The following is a 21,729-nucleotide window of genomic DNA, read 5'->3' on the forward strand; positions in this document are numbered from 1 at the left end:
CCTAGCGCTGGGCTTCGAAGTTGAGCAGTTTGCTGGCTACACGGTTGCTGTCGACTTTATAGCTGCCATCGGCGATTGCTGCTTTCAACTCGGCCACACGGGCGTTGTCGACGACAGGTTGATCGCGCAGCTTGTCAGTGACCTTCTGCAACTGCTGAGCCTCATTGCTGAGGTGTACCGACTCCCCGTTGCTGACAGTGGCGGCTTGTTCGGCCGGCACGGATTTGTCGGTTTCGACGGTTTCCTTGCTGGCGTTAGGGCGCGTAGTGCCTGTTAGCGGTGAAGAGCTGTTTAAACGATTGAAATCGATGACCATGGTAAAAAACCTCTGGGTATTTGGACGCTTGCCATGTTTTCGGCCATCCCCAAAAAAACTTTAGGCTCATTTATTCAATGAACGTGCGCACGTCTGCGCTTGCCTTTGCGTAAGGCACAGTCTAGGGAACACCGTGGGCAAGCGCCAGCTCTCTACCCATTTCCACCCGATCTCTACATAGCCACTTCCACATGGCCTGGGGCCATTACCTGCGCCTTGATAACGCGTTGGGAATTAAGGTTTTTCACCCGAATCTGTTCTCGCATGCCGCCGTTGGACAAAGCCTCGCCCGGCATCCGCACGGCCAGGGTCCCGCTGCGGGCGGTGATGACCACCTGATCGCCCTTGCGCACCACTTCGGCTTGTTCCAGGTGGACCAGGGTAATGACCTGGTCGGCGACCATTGGTCGGACAAGTTTCTGACCGATGGCCTGATCGACGGAGGTGAGGAAACCCTGGTTGATCTGGCTGACATCCCGTTCACGCAGTGTCACGTCCTGAGGCTCGACGATCCCGGCCCGCTTGAGCGGACGGGTGGTGGTGACGATTTCGCGAAACAGGCGCACTTGAGCGGGCACGAACACCGTCCAGGGCGCGGCGCTGTCGCACCGCAGCTTTACCGTGACCCGGCCCAGTGGTCTGGCCGGGCTCTCCAGAGACGCAGTCAATTCCTTGTCACACATGGGCATGCGCAGGCGCGGGTCGAGCTGGTTGACTTCGATTTCGTAGCGACCTTCGGTTTGACTGGTTGCCAGGTAGTCTTCTACGGTGAATTCAAGAAAGCCCTGAGTGACGCCGATAAGGAGATCAGGCAAGGTAACCGGAACAGCACCAAAGGCAGGGCCGCCCAAAGCGAGCAGGCAGGCAGCCAACAGTGCACCGAGCCAGTGGCGGCAGTGAGTGGTCAGGCGTCGAAAAAATGTCGTTTGTGCGTTCATGCCGGTTCAATAGCAAGCCCCGTGCCGTTTAGTGATGAATGCGCGTCGGACACATTAGCGTTAGGTAGGAGTCAGGGCATGGCGGGAGTAATGGATTCGGTAAACCAGCGCACTCAGCTGGTCGGTCAGAATCGCCTGGAGCTGTTGTTGTTCCGTCTCGACGGCCAACAGATGTACGGGATCAACGTATTCAAGGTCCGCGAGGTGCTCCAGTGCCCGAAGCTGACCCTGATGCCCAAGTCCAGCCCCGTCGTGTGCGGTGTGGCCAATATCCGCGGAGCGACCATCCCGATTCTCGATCTGGCGATGGCGACCGGTTCGGGGCGGCTTCTGGATCAGAGCAATCCGTTCGTGATCATCACCGAGTACAACACCAAGACCCAGGGCTTCCTGGTGCGCTCGGTGGAGCGCATCGTCAACATGAACTGGGAAGAGATCCATCCGCCGCCCAAGGGCACCGGTCGCGATCACTACCTCACGGCGGTGACCCGGGTCGATAACCAGTTGGTGGAAATCATCGACGTGGAGAAAATCCTCGCCGAAGTGGCACCGACCCCGGAAACGATTTCCGTGGGGGTGGTCGACGCCGAAACCCAGCACAAGGCGATTTCGCTGCGGGTCCTGACGGTTGATGATTCTTCGGTGGCACGTAAGCAGGTGACCCGTTGTCTACAAACGGTCGGTGTCGAAGTGGTAGCGTTGAACGACGGACGCCAGGCCCTGGATTACCTGCGCAAGCTGGTGGAAGAGGGCAAGAAGCCGGAAGAGGAGTTTCTGATGATGATCTCCGACATTGAAATGCCGGAGATGGACGGGTACACCCTGACGTCGGAAATCCGCAACGACCCGCGCATGCAAAAGCTGCATATTGTCTTGCACACCTCGTTGTCCGGTGTTTTCAACCAGGCGATGGTCAAGAAGGTGGGGGCCGATGATTTCCTGGCCAAGTTCCGGCCCGATGACCTGGCTTCCCGGGTAGTCGAGCGCATCAAGGCTGCAGAATAAAGGTCGGGCGCGTTGTGCGCCCGGCAAGTCAATACGATGAAAGAGGCGGTATTTTGTCTACGGGTAATTTGGATTTCGAACAGTTCCGGGTCTTCCTGGAAAAAGCCTGTGGCATTTTGCTTGGTGAAAACAAGCAATACCTGGTGTCGAGCCGTCTCAATAAGTTGATGGAGCAACAGGGCCTGAAATCGTTGGGCGAACTGGTCCAGCGCATCCAGACCCAGCCGCGCAGTGGGTTGCGCGAGATGGTGGTGGATGCCATGACCACCAACGAAACCCTGTGGTTTCGCGACACCTATCCGTTCGAGGTGTTGAAGAACAGGGTGCTGCCGGCGGCCATCAAGGCCAGTCCGGGGCAACGCTTGCGGATCTGGTCGGCGGCCTGTTCGTCGGGACAGGAACCCTATTCGCTGTCGATGTCCATCGATGAGTTCGAGCGGACCAATATCGGCCAGCTGAAAATGGGCGTGCAAATCGTCGCCACCGATTTGTCCGGGACGATGCTCAATAACTGCAAGACCGGCGAATACGACAGCCTGGCCATCGGCCGCGGCCTGTCGCCTGATCGCCTGCAACGCTACTTCGACCCCAAAGGGCCGGGTAAATGGGTGGTCAAGGCGCCGATCAAGAGCCGCGTGGAGTTCCGTTCGTTCAACCTGCTGGACAGCTACGCCAGCCTGGGCAAGTTCGACATCGTGTTCTGCCGCAACGTGCTGATCTACTTCTCTGCCGAAGTGAAAAAAGACATCCTGCTGCGCATCCATAGCACGCTCAAACCGGGCGGCTACCTGTTCCTCGGCGCCTCCGAGGCATTGAACGGTTTGCCGGACCACTACCAAATGGTGCAGTGCAGTCCAGGGATCATCTATCAGGCGAAGTGATTTGCTTGGGTTGGCAAAAAAACGGGAGTCCGCAAAGGCTCCCGTTTTTTTTGCCTGCTGATTTTTCCCTGTCACCCCTATCCCCTTGTGGGAGCGAGCCTGCTCGCGATAGCGGTATCACAGGCGATATCCATGGTGACTGACCCACCGTTATCGCGAGCAGGCTCGCTCCCACAAGGTCGTCGGTGTCGCAGAAGCGGCAGAAAAGCGGCAGCCAGCGGAAACCGATTGCCGCTTTTCTGGCATTGCCGCTTTGCCGATGCCCGCAAAGCCCCGGTTTATGGGCTTTTTGAAAGTGGCACGACGCTTGCTATGTCCATCGTACGTAAATTCTGGTCACCCGAAGGTTTCCAACATGAGCATCAGTTTCGATAAAGCGCTCGGCATCCACGAAAAGGCCCTGAGCTTCCGCGCCCAGCGTGCCGAAGTCCTGGCCAACAACATCGCCAACGCCGACACCCCGAACTTCAAGGCTCGGGACCTGGACTTCTCCAAAGTGCTCGCCGAGCAGAACGAGAAAGCCAAGAACGGCCACTTCGCCCTGAACATGACCAACAGCCGTCACATCGAAGCCGAAGGCCTGGGCAATGCCGATGAGTCGCTGATGTACCGCACGCCGATGCAGCCTTCGATCGACCAGAACACCGTGGACGCTCAACTGGAACAGTCCAACTACACGGAAAACTCCGTGAACTTCCAGGCCAGCTTCACCCTGCTCAATAGCAAATTCAAAGGGCTGGTATCGGCCCTGCGCGGAGAGTAAGTCATGTCGATTGCGAGCGTATTCAACATTGCCGGCAGCGCCATGAGTGCCCAGACCACGCGTCTGAACACCGTTGCCAGTAACATCGCCAACGCCGAGACCGTGTCGTCGAGCATCGACCAGACCTACCGTGCCCGTCACCCGGTGTTCGCCACCATGTTCCAGGGCGGCCAATCCGGCGGCAGCGACTCGCTGTTCCAGGAGCAGGACGCCGCAGGGCAGGGTGTGCAGGTGCTCGGCGTGGTCGAAGACCAGAGCAACCTCGACGCACGCTACGAGCCGAACCACCCGGCCGCCGACGCCAAGGGCTACGTCTATTACCCGAACGTGAACGTCGTTGAAGAAATGGCCGACATGATTTCCGCCAGTCGTTCGTTCCAGACCAACGTCGAAATGATGAACACCGCCAAAACCATGATGCAGAAGGTCCTGACCCTCGGTCAGTGATAAGGGGCGAGTCACATGAGCGTCACCAACACCACCAGTGGTTTGAGCCTCAACGAGATTCTGGCCAACTCCTCGGTCAAGACCAACACCACCACCGATGGCCTGGCCTCGGCGACGAATGCGGCTACCGGTTCCAAGGAACTGGGCAAGGATGCGTTCCTGCAATTGCTGGTCACCCAGCTGAAAAACCAGAACCCGCTGGAGCCGCAGGATAACGGCGAGTTCGTTGCCCAGTTGGCGCAATTCAGCAGCCTGGAAGGCATCACCACACTCAACGAAACCGTGAGCGGTATTGCCGGCAACTACAACTCGTCCCAGGCCCTGCAAGCCTCGTCACTGGTGGGCCGTTCGGTCATAGCCCCGGGTAACAAGGCTGTGGTCGATACCTCCAAGAGCCTCAACGGCACGGTGGTGGTACCAGCCTCGGTGTCCTCGCTCGCGATCAAGATCGCGGACAAGGACGGCAAGACCGTTCGTACGATCGAGCTGGGCAGCCAGAATGCCGGTAATTCGGCCTTCATCTGGGATGGCAAGAACGATGCGGGCACCACCCTTGAGTCGGGTACTTACACCTTCACCGCTTCGACCACTATCGACGATAAGCCCGTGTCGCTGATCACCAACCTGCCGGCGACCGTCAGCAGCGTGACGATCAGCCAGACGGGCGGTGAGCTGATGCTCAACCTGGCCGGGCTGGGCAGCATCGCCCTGTCCAAAGTACAAACTATTGGTATGTAGAGCCGACTAAACCGGCAAAAGGAGTGCAACATGTCTTTCAACATCGGCCTTAGCGGTCTCTATGCAGCCAACAAGCACCTGGACGTGACCGGCAACAACATCGCCAACGTGGCGACCACCGGTTTCAAATCGTCCCGTGCGGAATTCGAAGACGTCTACTCGGCCACCAGGCTGGGCAGCGGCACCAAGACCGTCGGTAACGGCGTGCGCCTGGCCAACGTCTCCCAGCAGTTCAGCCAGGGTGACGTCAACAACACCGGCAACGTGCTGGACATGGGCATCCAGGGTTCGGGCTTCTTTGTCCTGAGCAACGACGGTTCCCTGAGCTACACCCGTGCCGGTACGTTCAAGACCGACAAAGAAGGTTTCATCACCAACAGCGATGGCACTGCGCGTTTGCAGGGCTATGGCGTGGATGCCAATGGCAACATCCTCAACGGTATTCTGACCGACCTGCGTATCGACACTTCCAACCTGCCGCCGCAAGCGACCAGCCTGGTTTCGTCGACGATTAACCTGAATTCGACGGCAACGCCGATTTCCCAGGCGGCTCCCTACGTATTCGATCCAACCGATACCGCCACGTTCACCAAGCAATTCACCACACCTGTCTACGATACCCAGGGCAACCAGCACTCGATGGACCAGTACATGGTCAAGACTGGCGCCAACACGTGGGATGTCTACACCCTGATCGATGGCCGTAACCTCAATGGCAGTGCGCCGGTTGCGCCGAACGCCCCCGTTCCTTCGACGATGACCTTTGACTCGAATGGCAAGTTGGTCCAGGTCAGCACCCCGCCTGCGACCATCAACAACGATCTGGTACTCACTGGCTGGGTGCCTGGCACCGTGACCAACGGTGTGTGGACCGCCAACGGCGCCGGTTCGTCGACTATCACCGTCTCCATGGCCAACACCACCCAGTTCAACGCCGACACCGCGCGTTCGATTCCTGCCCAGAACGGCTACGCCACTGGCCAGATCACCAACCTGACCATCGACGGTAGCGGTGTACTGCTGGCCAACTTCAGCAACAACCAGACCAAGCCGATCGGTCAGCTCGCCCTTGCCAGCTTCACCAACGAGCAAGGCCTGCAACCGGTAGGCGGCAGCGGCTGGAAAGAAACCTTCGCCTCGGGTATCCCGGGCTACGATGCTCCGGAAACCGGCACCCTGGGTTCGATCGTCTCCAACTCCCTGGAAGAGTCCAACGTCAACCTGACCAATGAACTGGTCGAGCTGATCAAGGCCCAGAGCAACTACCAGGCGAACGCCAAGACCATCTCCACCCAGAGCACCATCATGCAGACCATCATTCAGATGGCCTGATATCGATGGTTGCCTGAACGCTGCACAAGAAGCCCCTCGCAAGAGGGGCTTTTTTGTGGGTGGGTGTTTTCGGGGTGGCTGTCCCGGCCTCATCGCGAGCAGGCTCGCTCCCACAGGTGGACGCATTCCAATGTGGTCACTGGCTGAACCAAAGCCGCTCCCACAGGGATTTTCAGTGAGCGCAAATCTTGCGAACGAACCGGAACATATGTGGGAGCGAGCCTGCTCGCGATGGGGTCAGCCCAGTCGCTACTTTTCTCAAGGCAAAAGAAAACCCCCGATAAACCAGCGGTCTATCGGGGGCTTCTTTAGCAAGCGCCTTGCAGCGCCCACCCACTCAGCTTATTGGCAAGCTTCGCAATCCGGCTCATCGATCGCGCAGGCCTTTGGCACGGGTGCCGGGCCGGCTGGAGCCGCCAGGACCGAATCGTCACCGTGGTTGCCGCCGCTGGAAACAGCGTTCAGCTTGCCGGTGTTGATGGTCGACTTCTCGGTGCTGGTGGCGGCCAGGGCACGGAGGTAGTAGGTGGTTTTCAGACCACGGTACCAGGCCATGCGGTAGGTCACGTCCAGCTTCTTGCCCGAGGCACCGGCGATGTACAGGTTCAGCGACTGAGCCTGGTCGATCCACTTCTGGCGACGGCTGGCCGCGTCGACGATCCACTTGGTGTCCACTTCGAACGCGGTGGCGTAGAGCTCCTTGAGCTCCTGCGGGATGCGCTCAATCTGCTGCACCGAACCATCGTAGTACTTCAGGTCGTTGATCATGACCGAGTCCCACAGGCCGCGGGCCTTGAGGTCGCGAACCAGGTACGGGTTGATCACGGTGAACTCGCCCGACAGGTTCGATTTCACATACAGGTTCTGGTAGGTCGGTTCGATCGACTGCGACACGCCAGTGATGTTGGCGATGGTGGCGGTCGGAGCGATGGCCATGATGTTGGAGTTACGGATGCCTTTCTGTACACGGGCGCGAACCGGTGCCCAGTCCAGGGATTCGTTCAGGTCAACGTCGATGTATTTCTGGCCACGCTGCTCGATCAGGATCTGTTGCGAGTCCAGTGGCAGCACGCCCTTGGACCACAGCGAACCCTGGAACGTCTCGTACGAGCCGCGCTCGTCGGCCAGGTCGCAGGAAGCCTGGATCGCGTAGTAGCTGACCGCTTCCATGGACTTGTCGGCGAACTCGACCGCAGCGTCCGAACCGTACGGGATGTGCTGCAGGTACAAGGCGTCCTGGAAGCCCATGATGCCCAGGCCGACCGGACGGTGCTTGAAGTTGGAGTTCTTCGCCTGCGGCACCGAGTAGTAGTTGATGTCGATCACGTTGTCGAGCATGCGCACGGCGGTGTTCACGGTGCGTTGCAGCTTGGCGGTGTCCAGCTTGCCATCGACGATGTGGTTCGGCAGGTTGATCGAGCCCAGGTTGCAGACGGCGATCTCGTCCTTGTTGGTGTTCAAGGTGATCTCGGTGCACAGGTTCGAGCTGTGGACCACGCCCACGTGCTGCTGCGGGCTGCGCAGGTTGCACGGGTCCTTGAAGGTCAGCCATGGGTGGCCGGTTTCGAACAGCATCGACAGCATCTTGCGCCACAGGTCTTTGGCCTGGACGACTTTGAACAGCTTGATCTTGTTGTACTCGGTCAGGGCTTCGTAGTACTCGTAGCGCTCTTCGAAAGCCTTGCCGGTCAGGTCATGCAGGTCTGGAACTTCGGATGGCGAGAACAGGGTCCACTTGCCGTCGTCGAAGACGCGCTTCATGAACAGGTCAGGGATCCAGTTGGCGGTGTTCATGTCGTGGGTACGACGACGGTCATCACCGGTGTTCTTGCGCAGCTCGATGAACTCTTCGATGTCCATGTGCCAGGTTTCCAGGTAGGCACACACCGCGCCCTTGCGCTTGCCGCCCTGGTTGACCGCGACCGCGGTGTCGTTGACCACTTTGAGGAACGGCACGACGCCCTGGGATTTGCCGTTGGTGCCCTTGATGTACGAGCCCAATGCGCGAACCGGGGTCCAGTCGTTGCCCAGGCCGCCGGCAAATTTGGACAGCATGGCGTTGTCGTGGATGGCGCCGTAGATGCCCGACAGGTCGTCCGGTACGGTGGTCAGGTAGCAGCTCGACAGTTGTGGACGCAGGGTGCCGGCGTTGAACAGCGTCGGGGTCGAGGCCATGTAGTCGAAGGACGACAACAGGTTGTAGAACTCGATGGCACGGTCTTCACGCTGCTTCTCTTCGATCGCCAGGCCCATGGCCACGCGCATGAAGAAAATCTGCGGCAGTTCGAAACGGATACCGTCCTTGTGGATGAAGTAACGGTCGTACAGGGTTTGCAGACCCAGGTAAGTGAACTGCTGGTCGCGCTCGTGGTTGATCGCCTTGCCGAGCTTTTCCAGGTCGAACTCGGCCAGTACCGGGTTCAGCAATTCGAATTCGATACCCTTGGCGACGTAGGCCGGCAAGGCCTTGGCGTACAGGTCGACCATCTCGTGGTGGGTCGCGCTCTCGGCGACTTCCAGAAAGCTCAGGCCTTCGGCACGCAGGGTGTCCATCAGCAGGCGGGCGGTCACGAAGGAGTAGTTCGGCTCGCGTTCCACCAGGGTCCGCGCGGTCATCACCAGCGCGGTGTTGACGTCCTTGAGTGCGACGCCGTCATAGAGGTTTTTCAGGGTTTCGCGCTGGATCAGGTCGCCGTCGACTTCTTCCAGGCCTTCGCAGGCTTCGGTGACGATGGTGTTCAGGCGACCCATGTCCAGCGGCGCGAGGCTGCCGTCGGCGCGTGCGATGCGGATCGAAGGGTGGGCCTGGACCGGTGCGTCGGCCGGGGAGCGGGTGGCACGTTCCTTGGCGCGCGAATCACGGTAGATCACATAGTCGCGGGCCACTTTCTGCTCGCCGGCACGCATCAGGGCCAGTTCGACCTGGTCCTGGATTTCTTCGATGTGGATGGTGCCACCCGACGGCATGCGACGCTTGAAGGTTGCGGTGACTTGCTCGGTCAGGCGGGCCACGGTGTCGTGGATGCGCGACGAAGCGGCGGCGGTGCCGCCCTCAACTGCGAGAAACGCTTTGGTGATGGCGACGGTGATCTTGTCATCGGTGTAAGGAACGACAGTGCCGTTACGCTTGATCACACGCAGCTGGCCAGGCGCGGTAGCGGCCAGATCCGAGTTCGAATCAGCGGCCAGCGGCGCGGTGCCCTGCGGGTTCTCGCGAGTTGTGTCGGTGTGCATGGGTGTCTCCACATTCTCTATGTTTGTTTGGGCACCATCACGGTGCCCACCGTTCCGTCCTGAAGCACTACAACCGACTGGCGCCGGGTATAACAACTTCGGGACAGTAGGAAGCAGGCCTGAATACCGCTTCCTTCCGAAGTTCTGGGCTTCGAGCCTGGGCTCGAAACCGGATTGCAGAGGTGCCTGCAATGGACTGCAACACCCGTACCGTTCTGGTCGTTTTGACCTTGAAACGATGGCCATCCGCGAGGGGCGGTCTGGTCTTGGGGAAATGCGGTGTTTCAGTCGGACAAAGGCAAGAAAAGCGCTTGAATTATCTGTCCGACTTGTGTTTGGTTTTTGGTCGAAAACCCTACATGTAGGGTTTTTTACGCGACGGGCTACAAGATAATGCGTTTTGGGGGATGAATGCAACGTGCTACCTGTGGATAAGCCTGTGCGTAATTTGTGTGCGAAACGTGGAACAGCTCTGTAGGCCGCGACCTTGCTGGAGTGGACCTTTTTTCATCGTTTTAACGATCCGAAAACAGCCCGATGGTTTTTGCGGGCGCGGACGTTACCACACAAGTCCCGCGCGACCGAACGCATTTGTCCGCTTGTTTTATGCAGGGCCGGCGTTTATACAATCGGCCCGTGCATGGGCATGCTTATCCTCCTTTAACATGACAAAAAGATGGGGGAGGTGCATTCGAAGTGGGTACCACCCTGTGGCGAGGGGATTTATCCCCGCTGGGCTGCGGAGTAGCCCTGAAACGGGCGGCTATGGTGTGTCAGACGGAATGCAGGGGCCGCTTCGCGACCCAGCGGGGATAAATCCCCTCGCCACAGGTAAGTGCTCATCTGATAGTGCCCATCTAGATGCCGATCCCTCCTTATTCTCACAACAAGACGAGGCCCCCCGTGGAACAAGAAGCCTGGCAGGTATTGATCGTCGAGGATGACCAGCGGCTGGCCGAGCTGACTCGCGAGTACCTGGAAAGCAACGGCCTGCGCGTGGCCATTGAAGGCAACGGTGCGGTGGCGGCGGCGCGGATCATTGCCGAGCAACCGGACCTGGTGATCCTCGACCTGATGCTGCCCGGCGAGGACGGCCTGAGCATCTGCCGCAAGGTACGCGAGCATTACGACGGGCCGATCCTGATGCTCACCGCCCGCACCGACGACACCGATCAGATCCAGGGCCTGGACCTGGGCGCCGACGATTACGTCTGCAAACCGGTGCGGCCACGCCTGCTCTTGGCCCGCGTCCAGGCCCTGTTGCGACGCAGCGAACCGGAACCGGCCACGCCGCAAAAACCACGGCGTCTGCAATTCGGCCCGCTGGTGGTGGATAACGCCTTGCGCGAAGCCTGGCTGCAAGACAACGGCATCGAGCTGACCAGTGCCGAGTTCGATCTGTTGTGGCTGCTGGTATCCAATGCCGGGCGCATCCTGTCCCGGGAAGAAATCTTCACTGCCCTGCGCGGCATCGGTTATGACGGCCAGGACCGCTCCATCGACGTGCGCATCTCGCGCATCCGTCCCAAGATCGGCGACGACCCGGACCATCCACGGCTGATCAAGACCATCCGCAGCAAGGGTTATCTGTTCGTTCCTGAAGCTTGCGTAGACCCGACGCCGTGAACTCGATCTTCCTGCGCATTTACGGCGGCATGTGCGCGGCCCTGGTGCTGGTGGCGGTACTCGGCGTGCTGGCCCTGCATTTGCTCAACCAGACTCGCAGTGAGCAGTACCGCGAGCGTCTGGCCCACGGCACGTTTTCCTTGATGGCCGATAATCTGCGGCCCATGAACGACACCGAGCGACGCCGGGCCCTGGCGGTGTGGGAACGCCTGCTGGGCATTCCCCTGGCGTTGCAGACTTACGCCCAGACCGATCTGGATCTCGGCCAGCGCACCCGTGTCATGCGCGGCCAGGCCCTGGTGGAGCAGACCGGGCCCCATGCGGCGAAAGTTTATCGGCTGGTCAGCGACGCTGAAAAACTGATGCTGGTCGGGGAGGTCCGTCAGATCAGCGAGCAACTGGCCCGGGCAACTATCTACCTGCTGGCCGATGAGTTGGTGCGTTACCCGGTGGCCGAGCAGCCTGAACGCCTGGCGCAACTCAAGCAGGAAAAAGGCTTCGGGTTTGACCTGCGGCTGATGCCCATTACGCAGGCGGACATGGACGAAGACCAGCGTCGGCGCGTGGCCGAGGGCGACACGGTCATGGCGCTGGGCAAGGGCGGTGACTCGATCCGGGTGTTCGCCGGCATGGTCGGTACGCCGTGGGTGCTGGAAATCGGCCCGTTGTACCAGATGAACCCTTATCCGCCTGAGTGGCTGGTGCTGATCGCGGCGCTGGGGTTGAGCCTGATCGGGCTGATCGTTTACCTGTTGGTGCGCCAGTTGGAGCGGCGTCTGCGTGGTCTGGAATCGGCCGCCACCCAGATCGCCCAGGGCAGCCTGGAAACCCGGGTGCCGGCTCGCGGTGCTGACTCGGTAGGGCGATTGGCCGCCGCGTTCAACGGCATGGCCGAACACTTGCAGCAGTTGTTGGCGATTCAGCGGGAGCTGGTGCGTGCGGTGTCCCATGAGTTGCGCACCCCGGTGGCGCGCCTGCGTTTTGGCCTGGAGATGATCGGCAGCGCTACCACGCCCCAGGCCCGGGACAAATACCTGGCGGGCATGGATCACGACATCGAAGACCTGGATCGGCTGGTGGACGAGATGCTGACCTATGCGCGACTGGAGCAGGGATCGCCGGCCCTGAACTTCCAGCGCGTGGATCTGGATGCGCTGGTCAATCAGGTCATTGAAGAGTTGGGACCGCTTCGGGCCGGGATTACGGTCGAGCGCGGCCTGTGCCTGTCTGCCGCTGATTGCGATGGCGCCTGGGTCGAGGCCGAGCCGCGCTTCCTGCATCGGGCCCTGCAGAACCTGGTGAGCAATGCGATGCGTCACGCCAGCTCCCGGGTGACGGTCAGTTACCAGGTGGGTCAGTTGCGTTGTCGGGTGGACGTCGAGGACGACGGGCCCGGCGTGCCGGAGGCGGCGTGGGAGCGGATCTTCAAGCCCTTCCTGCGCCTGGACGACAGCCGTGCCCGTGCTTCAGGTGGTCATGGGTTGGGGTTGTCGATCGTGCGGCGGATCATCCACTGGCACGATGGCCGGGCGTTGATCGGCAAGAGCAAGAGTCTGGGTGGGGCCTGCTTCAGCTTGAGCTGGCCGCGGCATCAGGACAGGTCTTGAAGGTGTGGCGCCTGTGCGGGCCTTATCGCGAGCAGGCTCGCTCCCACATTGAAATGCAGTCTCCTGTGGGAGCGAGCCTGCTCGCGATAAGGGCCTGAAAAACGCGACAAATCTCAGGCCTTGATCCCCACCAGACTCAACAACTGCCCATCCTTCACACCAAACTGCGCCGACAGTTCACTGCCATGACGCCACTCGGCCGACAGGTCGGTGAGCAACTGCAGCCGAACCTGTCCGCTATGGGTCCATTCCAGCACTTGGGCATGTTCGAAATAAAAGCGCTGCCTGACGATCGGGTACAGCGCCTTGAACAGGCTTTCCTTCACGGAAAAGGTCAGGGTCACCAGCAAGGCTCGGTCATCTTGCGCGGTCGCGGCCATGCGCAGCAGTTCCGGCGGGGTGAGGATTTCACCGGCCAGGCGCTCGGCCCGCTCGGGATCGAGCAGGTTTTCCAGGTCCATGCCCAGCCCTTGCCAGTGGTGTTTTCTGGCGACGATGGCCGCGGCCCGGCCGGTGCTGTGGGTGATCGAGCCACTGACATGGGCCGGCCATACCGGGGCGCGGTCGTCACCGATGGCCGGCACGCACGTCAGGCCGTCCAACTGATGAAGGGCCGCTCGGGCGCAGATCCGCCCGGCAAGAAATTCCGCCTGACGCTTGGCCACCGAACGCTGGATGCTCGCGGGCGGCTCGATGGCACTGTTCGGAAAATCATCAGCGCTTAGCAACAACGGATCGAAGCGGGTGCTCAGCAGCAGGGTATCGGGCAGGACTTGAGGCAACAGCCATTGATCGTCCAGGGGCGTGCAGCAGGCGGGCAGGGCGGGGAGAACATTCATGCCCGGCATTTTGCCGGGTTGGCTTGAGGCTGGGTAGTGGGGCATAAAGATTGTGAGCGGGTGAGGCTTTTGTGGCGAGGGAGCTTGCTCCCTCGCCACAGGGGGGGGTCAGCTGAAGGATGGGGTTCAGCCAAAAATCTTCTTGAAGAACTTCTGCATGTCCGCCCAGGACTTTTCATCGGCTTGCTTGTTGTAGCCAATATCCGGCCCGCCATGTTCGCCGTGACCCAGGCGGTCGGCGTCGGGGTTGCTGAAGCCGTGCTTGGCGCCTTCAAGGTTGACGAAGGTGTAGTCGGCACCGGCCTTGTCCATTTCGCTCTTGAACGCGGTGACGTTGTCCGGGGTGACCATACTGTCCAGCGCGCCATGTTCGACCAGGACCTTGGCCTTGACGCTGCCCGGTGTTGCCGGGGTATTGGTGACCAGCGCGCCGTGGAAACTCACCACGCCGGCCAGTGGAACACCCTGGCGCGCCGCATCCAGCACCACTTTGCCGCCGAAGCAGTAACCGATGGCGGCGATTTTGTCCGGGTCGGTATGGGGTTGTTTCTTCAGCAGGTCGAGCCCGGCCTGGAACCGCGCACTGGCCGCCTTGCCGTCCTTGAGAGCCGCCTGCATGAACGCCATGGCGTCCTTGGGGTGCTCGGTGTTCTTGCCGTCGCCGTACATGTCGATGGCCAGCGCGCTGTAGCCCAGGCCCGCGAGGTCACGGGCGCGGCGCTTGGAATAATCGTTCAGCCCCCACCATTCATGTACCACCACCACGCCCGGGCGCGGGCCTTTGACCGCGTCGTCATAAGCGTAGTAACCCATCAGTTTGGTGCCATCGGCACTGGTGTAGGGGATCTCCTGGGTCTGGATGGCGGCGTGGCTCGCAGCGCTAAAGGCCAGAAGTACAACAGCAAGCAACCTGTGCATGACGGATCTCCTTGATAAATGCAGGGGTGAGACAGAACACTCTAACCGATTCATTCAGCGCAGGTTCAGAGAACGTTCAAGGGCCATTCAGGGACGGTTGGTTAACGTGGCTGTGACTTCACAAACCACCCACGTTGCACAGGAGCTTGAACATGACTCACATGAAAACTCTGCTGTTGGCTTTCACGGTGCTGGGCGCCAGCGCCATGGCCCACGCCGATGACAACTTCGCCAGCCTGACCCTCGGCCAGACCAGCGACAAGGTCAAGAAGTCCGACGCGCTGAACGCTAACCTCAATCACCCGAACGCCGACGGTATCATCGGCAAGGACACCACCTATGGCGTCCGACTGGGCCGGCAAAACGACCAGGGTCGCTACTACGCCACGTACGACAACGTTTCGGGCACTCACAATGGCATTAAATTGCGCCAGGAAAACCTGCTGGGCAGTTACGATATGTTCTATCCGGTCACCGGCACCACCAAGCTGTTCGGCGGCGGTACGGCGGGCCTGACCAAACTGACCCAGGACTCCCCCGGCTATAGCCGTGACAGCGATATCGGCTACGCCGTGGGCTTGCAGGCCGGCATCCTGCAGAAGGTTTCACAAAACACCTCGCTGGAACTGGGTTACCGTTACCTGCGCAGCAACGCCAGCACCGAGATGAGCCCCCACGCAGGTGGCAAGGTTGGATCGCTGGACCTGACCAGCAGTGCCCAGACTTATCTCTCGGCCAACTACACGTTCTAAGGCTGGAAGGTGAGCGTGGTCAGCCGGATCGGCCCAAGACGATCCGGCGCCGCTTCTCGTAAACCGATGTGCATGACTGGACTGTTCGATTTGCCTGGGAGAGCCCCATGAAATTACTGGTCGTCGAAGACGAAGCCTTGCTGCGCCATCACCTGCAGACCCGTCTGACCGACAGCGGCCATGTGGTGCAGGCCGTGGCCAATGCCGAGGAGGCCTTGTATCAGGTCGCGCAATTCAATCACGACCTGGCGGTGATCGACCTGGGCTTGCCGGGCATCAGCGGGCTGGAGCTGATCCGCCGGTTGCGCTCCCAGGACAAGACCTTCCCGATCCTGATCCTTACTGCCCGCGGCAACTGGCAGGACAAGGTCGAAGGTCTGGCCGCCGGTGCCGACGACTACGTGGTCAAGCCGTTTCAGTTCGAAGAGCTGGAGGCCCGCCTGAACGCGTTGTTGCGCCGTTCCAGTGGTTTCACCCAGTCGACCATCGTGGCCGGTCCGTTGCTGTTGGACCTCAATCGCAAGCAAGCGTCCCTGGGTGAGGAAGCGTTGGCGCTGACGGCCTATGAATACCGCATCCTTGAATACCTGATGCGCCATCATCAGCAGGTGGTCGCCAAGGACCGCTTGATGGAGCAGCTTTACCCGGATGACGACGAGCGTGACCCCAATGTCATCGAAGTGCTGGTGGGGCGTCTGCGGCGCAAACTGGAAGCCCCGGCCGGCTTCAAACCGATCGAAACCGTGCGTGGCCTGGGTTACCTGTTCAACGAGCGTTGCCAGTGATTCGTTCGCTACGGTTGCGGTTGATGCTGGCCGCCATGACCCTGGCGGTGTTGTTCATGCTGGCACTGCTGCCGGCCATGCAAGGCGCGTTCAGCCTGGCCCTGCAGGAGTCCATCGAACAACGCCTGGCGTCGGACGTGACCACGCTCATTTCCGCTGCCCGTGTGGAAAACAACCGCTTGAAGATGCCGGCGCAATTGCCCGATGAGCGCTTTAACCTCGCCGACGCCCGTCTGCTGGGCTACATCTATGATCGCGACGGGCGCCTGGTGTGGCGGTCCAAGGCCACTCGGGAGGAGAACATCAATTACACGCCGCGCTACGACGGCCAGGGCAATCAGTTCGCGCGTATCCGCGAAGACAACGGCCAGGAGTTTTTCGTCTACGACGTCGAAGTCAAACTGCTCGGTGGCCAGAGCGCGGCGTTCAGTTTCGTCACCCTGCAACCGGTGCGCGATTACGAAGTGACGCTCGACGGCCTGCGGGAAAATCTCTACTTGGGCTTCGGTGCTGCGCTGGCAGTGTTGTTGGCCCTGTTGTGGATTGGCCTGAGCTGGGGACTTCGCGCGTTGAGGCGCCTGAGCCAGGAACTGGACGAAATCGAAAGCGGCAGCCGGGAAAGTCTCAGCACCGAGCACCCCCGGGAGCTGCTGCGCTTGACCGGTTCCCTCAACCGCCTGTTGCATGGCGAGCGGGAGCAGCGCAGCCGCTATCGTGACTCCCTCGATGACCTGGCCCATAGCCTGAAAACCCCGCTGGCGGTGCTGCAAGGCGTGAGTGAAGACATGGCCCGGCGCACCGAAGATCGTGGACAGGCCTGGGTGCTGCAAAGCCAGATCGAGCGCATGAGCCAGCAGATCGGCTATCAGTTGCAGCGCGCGAGCCTGCGCAAAAGTGGCCTGGTGCGCCATCAGGTGCGCTTGCGCCCGGTGCTGCAAAGCCTGTGCGATACGCTGGACAAGGTCTATCGCGACAAGCGCGTCCACGTCAGCTTCGATCTGCCGGAGCAGTGCCATGTGCCGATCGAGCAGGGCGCCTTGCTGGAAATGCTCGGCAATCTGTTGGAAAACGCCTATCGGCTGTGCCTGGGCGAGGTGCGCATCAGCGTGCATCAGACCCTCGGCGGTATTGAATTGTGTGTCGAGGATGACGGGCCAGGTGTGCCGCCGGATCAACGCGCGCGGATTCTGCAGCGTGGTGAGCGGCTGGATCGCCAGCATCCGGGGCAGGGCATTGGGCTGGCGGTGGTCAAAGACATCATCGAAAGCTACGGCGCCCGGTTGACCCTGGGGGATTCAGAGTTGGGCGGGGCGGCATTTCGGATTCATTTTCCGGTGCTTTGACTGCTAACGGATACCTGCTGGAATCAGACCTGTGGGAGCATGACTTGCCCGCGATGGCGGTCTCAAGGGCGCCATCGCGGGCAAGCCAAGCTCCCACATTTTGATCTGAGGGGCGCGCGGGTTGTGTGTCCACTGAAAATCTGCAGCCCCTCCATCAACTCTCCTGCTCCCGATAAGCCCCCGGCGTCACCCCCGTCCATTTCTTGAATGCCCGGTGAAACGCCGACGGTTCAGAGAATCCCAGCTGTTCGGCAATCTGCTGCAACGACAGGTCCGCGCGTCCCAGATGGTAGATGGCGATATCCCGCCGCAGCTGATCCTTGAGTTCCTGGAAGCTGGTGCCTTCCTCCCGCAGATGCCGGCGCAACGTCTGCGGACTGATGTGTAGATGGGCGGCGACGGTGTCCAGATCCGGCCAGCGTGCGGCGTCGCGGCTGAGCAGGCGGCGTAGCTGGCTGCTCAGGCTGTTGCCATCGTCAGGGCGTGACAGCAGGTCGGCGGGGGAATGTTCGAGAAAGTGTTTGAGGGTTCGTTCGTCCTGCAGCAACGGCATATTCAGGTAACGACTGTGGAACAACAGGCTGCAACGTTGCGCCTGGAACACCAGCGGGCAGGGGAACAACAGATCGTACTCGGCCCCATGGGCGGGCTTGGCATAGCTGAATGTCGCCTGTTCCAGACCGATCCGCTGGCCGATCAGCCAACTGCCGAGGCGATGCCAGATCACCAGCAGGCTTTCGGCCAGGAAATGGTCGGGGTCGCGCAGTGTCGTTTCATCCAGGTTCAAACGCACCCGTTCCCCTTCGGCCTCAAGCGTCAGGCTCGGGGCGTCCGGGAAGAGGCTGTAGAACAACAACCCGCGCTGAAGTGCCTTGCCCAGGGTCCGGCAGTGGATCAACGCGTGACACATCATGGCAAACGTCCCGGGTTTACTGGGGGCCCGACCAAACCCCAGATACTCGTCCCCCAGTGCCAGCCGCAGGGCCTGCAACAGGCTGGCGAACTGCGCTGGTGCTATGCGTGCTCGCGGCTCGTCCAACAGCTCGGGGCTGATGCCCAGCTGTTGCAACAAGGGAACGTAATCGAAACCTTGCCGGCGCGCACCACCCAGGGCGGCGCGGGCGAAGTGGCTGGCGATGGTGCGTTGGCGCATGGCAGGAATCCGTTTATTGAGCTGCCGATGGTAGCAGGGGCCTTGCGCTCGACAAGGCGGATATCCGCCAAATCCCGGAGCGAGAACGGCCTTGTGGGCGGGAATCCGCCATCTGCGTCTGGCTGTTCAGGTCTGTTTACCCGCGTGTAGCCCTTGTAGCTCAGGGGTTGTAGGCATTTTCCGGAAAATGGCATGGGCCTTGCGATAGGCATCCGCAGGTCTGCCGCCGTGCAGCCGCCAAAACAAATCCCTCCAGTGCAGGAGGGTTCGCAATTGAGGTTTCGTGGACGACAGGTGGATGTTGTCACACGGGACGCTTGAGGAAGGTTTGCCATGACGACTCGTCAGCCACTGTACAAATCCCTGTATTTCCAGGTGATCGTAGCCATTGCCATCGGCATTTTGCTCGGCCACTTCTATCCGCAGACCGGCGTTGCCCTCAAACCGCTGGGTGACGGATTCATCAAACTGATCAAAATGGTCATCGCTCCCATCATCTTCTGTACCGTTGTCAGCGGTATTGCCGGCATGCAGAACATGAAGTCGGTGGGCAAGACCGGTGGCTACGCGCTGCTGTACTTCGAAATCGTCTCCACGATCGCCCTGTTGATCGGTCTGGTCGTGGTCAACGTCGTGCAACCGGGCGCCGGCATGCACATCGATGTGACGACCCTGGACACCAGCAAGATCGCCGGTTACATCTCGGCTGGTAAAGACCAGAGCATCGTGGCCTTCATCCTCAACGTGATCCCGAACACCATCGTCGGCGCGTTCGCCAATGGCGATATCCTGCAAGTGCTGATGTTCTCGGTGATCTTCGGTTTCGCCCTGCATCGCCTGGGTGCCTACGGCAAGCCGGTGCTGGACTTCATCGACCGCTTCGCCCACGTGATGTTCAACATCATCAACATGATCATGAAACTGGCGCCCGTCGGTGCGTTCGGTGCCATGGCGTTCACCATCGGCGCCTACGGTGTCGGTTCGCTGGTGCAATTGGGCCAGTTGATGATCTGCTTCTACATCACCTGTGTGGTGTTCGTCCTGGTGGTGCTGGGCGCCATCTGCCGGGCCCACGGCTTCAGTGTCGTCAAGCTGATCCGTTACATCCGTGAAGAACTGCTGATCGTGCTGGGTACTTCCTCGTCGGAATCGGCCCTGCCACGCATGCTGATCAAGATGGAGCGTCTGGGCGCGCAGAAATCCGTAGTGGGTCTGGTGATCCCGACCGGCTACTCGTTCAACCTCGACGGCACTTCGATCTACCTGACCATGGCTGCGGTGTTCATCGCCCAGGCCACTGACACGCCGATGGACCTGACTCACCAGATCACCCTGTTGCTGGTGCTGCTGCTGTCGTCCAAAGGTGCTGCCGGCGTGACCGGTAGCGGCTTCATCGTGCTGGCGGCCACCCTGTCGGCTGTGGGTCATCTGCCGGTAGCTGGCTTGGCGCTGATTCTGGGTATCGATCGCTTCATGTCCGAAGCCCGCGCCCTGACCAACCTGGTGGGCAATGCTGTGGCCACCATCGTGGTTGCCAAGTGGGTCAAGGAACTGGACGTAGACCAGTTGCAGAGCGAACTGGCTTCCGGCGGTCGCGGCATCTCCGACACCCGTGAAGAAGACGACCTGGGCGTGGCCGAAGGCCCAACCCCTGCTGCTGTGAAGTAACCTTTCGCTGCAATAAAAAACCCGCTTCGGCGGGTTTTTTTATTTGAGGGATTTTTCAGTCGAGGATGCTGTTGCTGAGCGCAATGGTCAGCCAGACTGACACCTGCGGTAATTGCTCCACCGCCAACCCCTGCCTAGTCTTGAGGGCATCACCTCGCGGAGATCGCCCATGCAAGGCCCACTGGCATCGCTCAAGGTTCTGGACTTCTCGACCCTGCTGCCCGGCCCGTTCGCCTCATTGTTGCTGGCGGACATGGGGGCCGAGGTGTTGCGCATCGAGTCGCCGACCCGCCCGGATCTGTTACGGATACTGCCGCCCCATGATCAGGGCGTCTCGGCCAGCCATGCCTACCTCAACCGCAACAAGCGCAGCCTGGCCCTGGACCTCAAGCAGCCGGCGGCGCTGGAGGTGATCAAGCAGTTGCTGGGCGACCACGACATCCTGCTGGAACAGTTCCGCCCCGGTGTGATGGAGCGGCTGGGCCTGGGGTACGAAGCCTTGAAGGCGATCAATCCCCGATTGATCTACGTGTCCATCACCGGCTATGGCCAGACCGGTCCCTACAAGGATCGCGCCGGCCACGACATCAACTACCTGGCCCTGGCGGGACTGGCCAGCCACACTGGGCGTGCCGACGCCGGGCCATTGCCGCTGGGCATCCAGGCGGCGGACATCGCCGGTGGTTCCCTGCACGGGGTGATCGGGCTGTTGGCGGCGGTGATCGCCCGTCAGCAGACCGGGCAGGGCCAGCATCTGGACGTGAGCATGACCGACTGCGTGTTCAGCCTCAACGCTTTGGCCGGTGCCGGTTATCTGGCCTGCGGCGTGGCACCTGAGTGGGAAAACCAGATGCTCAACGGTGGCAGCTTCTATGACTATTACCGCACCCGGGATGGCCGTTGGATGTCGGTGGGCAGCCTGGAGCCGGTCTTCATGCAGGCGTTGTGCGAGACCCTGGGACGGTCGGAGCTGGCGGCCCAGGGGCTGTCGCCCCATCCAGATCAGCAACGGCAGCTAAAGCAGCAATTGCAGGCTGAATTCCAGAAGCATGATTTCGCTGAGCTGTGCCGGTTGTTTGCAGGGGTTGATGCTTGCGTCGAACCGGTGCTGAGCCTGGAAGAAACACTCAGGCATCCCCAGTTAGCGGCCCGGGACGTCGTGACCCAGGTGCCTCGTGGCGATGGCTCGAGCCAGACGCAGATGGCCTGTCCGTTGAAGTTCTCGCAGGGCTTGCCCGAGCCTCGGCATATTGGCGCGGGGCTGGGAGCGCACACGGATCAGGTGTTGGGGGAGTTGGGGTTCAGTGTTGAGCGGATTGCGCAACTGCGCGATGCCGGGGTGGTTTTGTAGCGTTCTTTCGGGCCTCATCGCGAGCAAGCTCGC

Annotated in this window: 19 protein-coding genes; 13 read left to right on the forward strand and 6 right to left on the reverse strand. The window is 60.7% G+C overall.

Annotated features, from left to right (window positions below; all coding sequences use genetic code 11):
* Position 1 precedes the first annotated feature (1 nt).
* Positions 2 to 316, reverse strand: coding sequence for a flagellar biosynthesis anti-sigma factor FlgM (flgM, locus tag HQ912_RS07905; RefSeq protein ID WP_076383745.1), 315 nt, complete (start codon positions 314 to 316; stop codon positions 2 to 4).
* 173 nt (positions 317 to 489) lie between these two features.
* Positions 490 to 1,254 carry a flagellar basal body P-ring formation chaperone FlgA gene (gene flgA, locus HQ912_RS07910; RefSeq protein ID WP_047228761.1) on the reverse strand — a complete coding sequence of 255 codons (765 nt, stop codon included), beginning with the start codon at positions 1,252 to 1,254 and terminating at the stop codon, positions 490 to 492.
* A gap of 78 nt (positions 1,255 to 1,332) precedes the next feature.
* On the opposite strand from flgA, the gene HQ912_RS07915 reads away from it, so the two are divergent.
* The 6 genes from HQ912_RS07915 (at position 1,333) to flgE (ending at position 6,420) form a co-directional block, all read left to right on the forward strand.
* Complete coding sequence (locus tag HQ912_RS07915; RefSeq protein ID WP_047228760.1) at positions 1,333 to 2,259, forward strand: chemotaxis protein CheV; 927 nt, start codon at positions 1,333 to 1,335, stop codon at positions 2,257 to 2,259.
* 53 nt (positions 2,260 to 2,312) lie between these two features.
* On the forward strand, positions 2,313 to 3,140 hold the full coding sequence (cheR, locus tag HQ912_RS07920) for a protein-glutamate O-methyltransferase CheR (protein ID WP_047228759.1): 828 nt from the start codon (positions 2,313 to 2,315) through the stop codon (positions 3,138 to 3,140).
* A gap of 355 nt (positions 3,141 to 3,495) precedes the next feature.
* Positions 3,496 to 3,903: a flagellar basal body rod protein FlgB gene (gene flgB / locus HQ912_RS07925; RefSeq protein WP_047228758.1), complete on the forward strand. Its 408-nt coding sequence runs from the start codon at positions 3,496 to 3,498 to the stop codon at positions 3,901 to 3,903.
* A gap of 3 nt (positions 3,904 to 3,906) precedes the next feature.
* Positions 3,907 to 4,350: a flagellar basal body rod protein FlgC gene (gene flgC / locus HQ912_RS07930; protein ID WP_014339780.1), complete on the forward strand. Its 444-nt coding sequence runs from the start codon at positions 3,907 to 3,909 to the stop codon at positions 4,348 to 4,350.
* Between the two features lie 15 nt (positions 4,351 to 4,365).
* Entirely contained in the window at positions 4,366 to 5,088 is a 723-nt protein-coding gene (gene flgD, locus HQ912_RS07935; protein ID WP_047228757.1) for a flagellar hook assembly protein FlgD, read from the forward strand.
* Between the two features lie 30 nt (positions 5,089 to 5,118).
* A complete protein-coding gene (gene flgE / locus HQ912_RS07940) occupies positions 5,119 to 6,420 on the forward strand; it encodes a flagellar hook protein FlgE (RefSeq protein ID WP_047228756.1) in 1,302 nt (433 codons plus the stop codon).
* A 342-nt stretch (positions 6,421 to 6,762) separates the two neighbouring features.
* Here flgE and HQ912_RS07945 read toward each other — a convergent pair whose 3' ends face one another.
* Positions 6,763 to 9,654 (reverse strand): ribonucleoside-diphosphate reductase subunit alpha, encoded by a 2,892-nt coding sequence (locus HQ912_RS07945; RefSeq protein WP_047228755.1) that lies wholly within the window; start codon positions 9,652 to 9,654, stop codon positions 6,763 to 6,765.
* 903 nt (positions 9,655 to 10,557) lie between these two features.
* Here HQ912_RS07945 and HQ912_RS07950 point away from each other — a divergent pair.
* Entirely contained in the window at positions 10,558 to 11,280 is a 723-nt protein-coding gene (locus tag HQ912_RS07950) for a response regulator (protein WP_173406651.1), read from the forward strand.
* Entirely contained in the window at positions 11,277 to 12,887 is a 1,611-nt protein-coding gene (locus HQ912_RS07955; protein WP_047228753.1) for an ATP-binding protein, read from the forward strand. Before HQ912_RS07950 ends, HQ912_RS07955 begins: the two co-directional genes overlap by 4 nt.
* Positions 12,888 to 13,000: 113 nt before the next feature.
* Here the strand turns inward: HQ912_RS07955 and HQ912_RS07960 are convergent, their stop codons facing one another.
* Complete coding sequence (locus HQ912_RS07960; protein ID WP_222129871.1) at positions 13,001 to 13,726, reverse strand: 4'-phosphopantetheinyl transferase; 726 nt, start codon at positions 13,724 to 13,726, stop codon at positions 13,001 to 13,003.
* A 126-nt stretch (positions 13,727 to 13,852) separates the two neighbouring features.
* Complete coding sequence (locus HQ912_RS07965) at positions 13,853 to 14,644, reverse strand: dienelactone hydrolase family protein (RefSeq protein WP_047228751.1); 792 nt, start codon at positions 14,642 to 14,644, stop codon at positions 13,853 to 13,855.
* A gap of 152 nt (positions 14,645 to 14,796) precedes the next feature.
* Here HQ912_RS07965 and HQ912_RS07970 point away from each other — a divergent pair, with 152 nt between their 5' ends.
* From HQ912_RS07970 to HQ912_RS07980, 3 genes are all read left to right on the forward strand, one after another.
* A complete protein-coding gene (locus tag HQ912_RS07970; RefSeq protein WP_160893171.1) occupies positions 14,797 to 15,396 on the forward strand; it encodes a hypothetical protein in 600 nt (199 codons plus the stop codon).
* 107 nt (positions 15,397 to 15,503) lie between these two features.
* Positions 15,504 to 16,181, forward strand: a complete 678-nt coding sequence (locus tag HQ912_RS07975; protein WP_047228749.1) for a response regulator — start codon at positions 15,504 to 15,506, stop codon at positions 16,179 to 16,181.
* Positions 16,178 to 17,524, forward strand: a complete 1,347-nt coding sequence (locus HQ912_RS07980) for an ATP-binding protein (protein WP_047228748.1) — start codon at positions 16,178 to 16,180, stop codon at positions 17,522 to 17,524. Before HQ912_RS07975 ends, HQ912_RS07980 begins: the two co-directional genes overlap by 4 nt.
* A 154-nt stretch (positions 17,525 to 17,678) precedes the next feature.
* Here HQ912_RS07980 and HQ912_RS07985 read toward each other — a convergent pair whose 3' ends face one another.
* Positions 17,679 to 18,677, reverse strand: coding sequence for an AraC family transcriptional regulator (locus HQ912_RS07985; protein ID WP_047228747.1), 999 nt, complete (start codon positions 18,675 to 18,677; stop codon positions 17,679 to 17,681).
* 333 nt (positions 18,678 to 19,010) lie between these two features.
* Between HQ912_RS07985 and HQ912_RS07990 the strand changes: the two genes are divergently transcribed.
* Together HQ912_RS07990 and HQ912_RS07995 are read left to right on the forward strand one after the other, a co-directional pair.
* Complete coding sequence (locus HQ912_RS07990; protein ID WP_047228746.1) at positions 19,011 to 20,345, forward strand: dicarboxylate/amino acid:cation symporter; 1,335 nt, start codon at positions 19,011 to 19,013, stop codon at positions 20,343 to 20,345.
* 169 nt (positions 20,346 to 20,514) lie between these two features.
* Positions 20,515 to 21,696 carry a CaiB/BaiF CoA-transferase family protein gene (locus HQ912_RS07995; RefSeq protein ID WP_173406652.1) on the forward strand — a complete coding sequence of 394 codons (1,182 nt, stop codon included), beginning with the start codon at positions 20,515 to 20,517 and terminating at the stop codon, positions 21,694 to 21,696.
* Positions 21,697 to 21,729 lie beyond the last annotated feature (33 nt).

The organism is Pseudomonas sp. MPDS (assembly GCF_013283895.1).
Lineage (GTDB): Bacteria > Pseudomonadota > Gammaproteobacteria > Pseudomonadales > Pseudomonadaceae > Aquipseudomonas > Aquipseudomonas rhizophila.